This is a genomic window from Stenotrophomonas sp. HMWF023, assembly GCF_003060985.1.
Lineage (GTDB): Bacteria > Pseudomonadota > Gammaproteobacteria > Xanthomonadales > Xanthomonadaceae > Stenotrophomonas > Stenotrophomonas lactitubi.
Genome location: NZ_QAIJ01000208.1, coordinates 10,577 through 14,226 on the forward strand (window position 1 = coordinate 10,577; position 3,650 = coordinate 14,226).

Here is a 3,650-nt window from a genome sequence, read left to right on the forward strand (position 1 = left end):
CGCCGCGCCTTCCAGCGCTCGGCCAGGCACGAGAAGATCACGTACAGCGCCGGCGTGCTGAGCAGGGTCAGGCTCTGCGAGAACAGCAGGCCGCCGATCATCGCGATGCCCAGCGGGCGACGCAGTTCCGACCCTTCACCCAGGCCGATCGCCAGCGGCACCGCCGCCAGGATCGCCACCATCGTGGTCATCATGATCGGGCGGAAACGCACGATGCTGGCTTCGCGTGCCGCCTCGCGCGGGGTCAGCCCATGTTCGCGCTGCGCCACCAGGGCGAAGTCGATCATCATGATCGCGTTCTTCTTGACGATGCCGATCAGCAGCACCAGCGCGATCATCGAGATCACCGACAGTTCGGTGTTGGTGCCGAACAGCGCCAGCAACGCACCCACGCCGGCCGCCGGTAGCGTGGACAGGATCGTCACCGGGTGGATCAGGCTTTCGTACAGGATGCCCAGCACCAGATAGACGGTGAGGATCGCCGCCAGTACCAGGATCAGCATGTCGCTGGGGTCGGAATTGAAGCCGAAGCCCGCGTCATCGGCCAGGCGGATGTCGCCGGGCATGCGCATGCCGGCCACGGTGCTGTCGATGATGGCCTTGGCCTCGCCCATGCTGACGCCGGGGGCGAGGTTGTAGCTCAGGTCCATCGTCGTGTACTGGTTTTCATGGGTGATCTGCGAGGGTGCCAGGCCCGGCGCCTGTCTGGCCACCGCGGTGATCGGCACCATCTCGCCGTTGCGTGCGCGCACATGCACTTCGTCCAGCGCCGAGGGCGTGGCGGTCTGCGACGGCAGCGCGTTGACCACCACGCTGTACTGGTTGATGTCCGAGTAGATGGTGGAAATCTGGCGCTGGCCGAACGCGCCGTACAGCGCACCGTCGATGGCGCCGACCGAGATGCCCAGGCGCGCGGCCTTGGCGCGGTCGATCTCGATGTTCTGGCGCAGACCGGCGTTGTCGACGTCGGTGCCGACATCGCGCAGCTTCGGATTCTTCTTCAACGCCGCCTGCAGCTTGGGCAGCCATTCCTGCAGCGCGGCCAGATCGTTGCCCTGCAGCGAGACGCGGTACTGCGCGCCCTGGCTGTTGCCACCGCCATCATTGCTGGGAAGGTCCTGGATCGCGCGCAGGCGAAGCTGCAGGTCCGGGTAGCGGTCGGCCTTCGCACTCAGCCGTGCCAGTGCGTGTGCGGTGGTTTCGCGGCGGCCTTCCTTGCGCGACTTCAGTTCGACGTTGAACTGTGCGCTGGAGCCCTGGCGGCCACTGCCCAGGCGTACGCCCACGGTCTTCACCGCCGGGTCGGCCATCAGCATGTCGGTGATGCGCCGCTGGCGGCTGACCATGTCCTCGAAGGACACCGTCGCACTGGAGTTGGCGCGGCCCCAGATCAGGCCGGTGTCCTGCGGCGGGAACGCCCCCTTCTTCACCGCGCCGAACAGGAAGATGGTGACGCCAATCAGAATCAACGGCGTCAACGACAGCAGCAGCGCATGGCGCAGCGAGAAATCAAGAAACACGGTGTAGATGCGCAGCATCCGCTCGTGACCGGCATCAAGCCAGCGGCCGAAGCGCGATGGTGCCGCCTTGTGGTCGTGTGCGCTGAGGAAGCGGCTGCACAGCGCCGGGGTCAGCGTCAGCGAAACGATCATCGACACCACGATCGCCGCCACCAGGGTCACGGTGAACTCGCGGAAGAACGCGCCCATCATGCCGCTGGCGAACAGCAGCGGGATGAACACCGCCACCAGCGAGGCGGTGATCGAGACGATGGTGAAGCCGATTTCGCGCGCACCGGCGAAGGCCGCCTGCATCCGCGGCATGCCCTCGTCGAGGTGGCGCATGATGTTCTCGATCACCACGATCGCATCGTCCACCACGAAGCCGATCGCGATCACCAGCGCCAGCAGGCTCAGGTTGTTCAGGGTGAAGCCCATCACGTACATCACCAGCGCGGCACCGGCCAGCGACAGCGGCACGGTGACTGCGGCAATCAACGTCGGCGCCAACCGGCGCAGGAACAGCGCCATCGTCAGCACCACCATCGCCAGGCTGATCAGCAGGGTGATCTGCACTTCATGCAGCGACGAACGGATGGTCGGGGTGCGGTCGAAGTAGGGCGTCATCGTGGTGCCCGGCTGCAGGTAATCGCGCAACGCGGGAATCTGCGCTTTCACCCGGTCCACGGTCTCGACGATGTTGGCGCCGGCACGGGTGAACACATACATCACCACGGCCGGTTTGTGGTCGAACCACGCGGCCTGGTAGGCATCCTGCTGGCCGTCGTAGACGTTGGCGATGTCCTTAAGGCGGATCACCCGGCCATCGCCCTGGGTCTTGACCACCAGATCGGCGAAGTCGGCCGCGCGTGCGACCGAATCGTTGGCGATGATTGCCGTGGTGGTGTTGCCATCGCTGAGGAAGCCGGTGGGCGAGGTCACATTGGCCGCACGCACGGCATTGCGCAGGTCGTCGGCGGTCAGTCCCAGCGCGTTCATCAGGCGCAGGTTGACGTCCACGCGTACCGCCGGCGTCGAGGCACCGGCGATATCCACCGACGCGACACCACCGATCTGGCGGATGCGCTGGGCCAGCAGCGAGTCGGCGACGTTGTACAGCTCATCGGCGGACTGCGTCTGCGACGTCAGCGCGATGGCGATCACCGGGTCGTCGTTCGGGTTTGCCTTCTGGTACATCGGCGAGCCCATGCCCGAGGGCAGGTCGGCCTGCGCCGAATTGATCGCCGTCTGTACGTCCAGCGCGGCTGAATCGATGTCGCGGTCGCTCTGGAAGATCATGAACACCAGCGAGCTGCCTTCCGAGCTCGACGAGCGCATGCGGTCGATGCCCGGCAGCTGGCCGAGGTGGCGCTCCAGCGGCGCGGTCACCGTGGAGGCCATGGTTGCCGCGTCCGCACCGGACTGGCTGGCGTGCACGAAGATCACCGGGATCTCGATGTTCGGCAGCGCCGACACGCCCAGCCGCAGGTAACAGATCACGCCGACCATGAACAAGCCGATGGCCAGCAGGGCGGTGCCGATCGGGCGGCGGATGAAGGGGCCGGACAGGTTCATCGTGCAGCCCCCCGGAGGTGCGGGGCCAGGGTCATGCCTGCGGCTCCTGTACCGTGCCATCGCGCAGCGCGCGCTGTTCACGGCGACGTGCAAGCCATTCCGAGAAGCGTTCCATGTACAGGTAGATCACCGGCGTGGTGTACAGCGTCACCAGCTGCGACAGCAGCAGGCCGCCGACGATGGCGATGCCCAGCGGGCGACGCAGTTCCGAGCCGATGCCGGTGCCCAGCGCCAGCGGCAACGCACCGAGCATGGCCGCTGCGGTGGTCATCATGATCGGGCGGAAGCGCAGCAGGCAGGCACGGCGGATGGCCTCGCGCGCGTTGGCGCCGGTGCGCCGCGCCTCGATGGCGAAGTCGACCATCATGATGCCGTTCTTCTTGACGATGCCGATCAGCAGCACGATGCCGACGATGCCATCCACCGACAGGCTCAGGCCACAGACCATCAGTGCCAGCAGCGCGCCGACGCCGGCCGGCGGCAGGGTCGAAATGATCGTGATCGGATGGATGTAGCTCTCGTAGAGCACGCCCAGCACGATGTAGATCACCACCAGCGACGCCAGCAGCAGCCACA

Annotated in this window: 2 protein-coding genes; both read right to left on the bottom strand. The window is 66.4% G+C overall.

The annotated features are described in order from the left end of the window. A partial coding sequence (locus tag DBR20_RS11305) for an efflux RND transporter permease subunit (RefSeq protein WP_108266239.1) occupies positions 1-3,074 on the bottom strand: 3,074 nt, incomplete at its 3' end. A gap of 31 nt (positions 3,075-3,105) precedes the next feature. Then, on the bottom strand, positions 3,106-3,650 hold a 545-nt coding region (locus DBR20_RS11310; RefSeq protein ID WP_181393069.1), incomplete at its 5' end, for an efflux RND transporter permease subunit.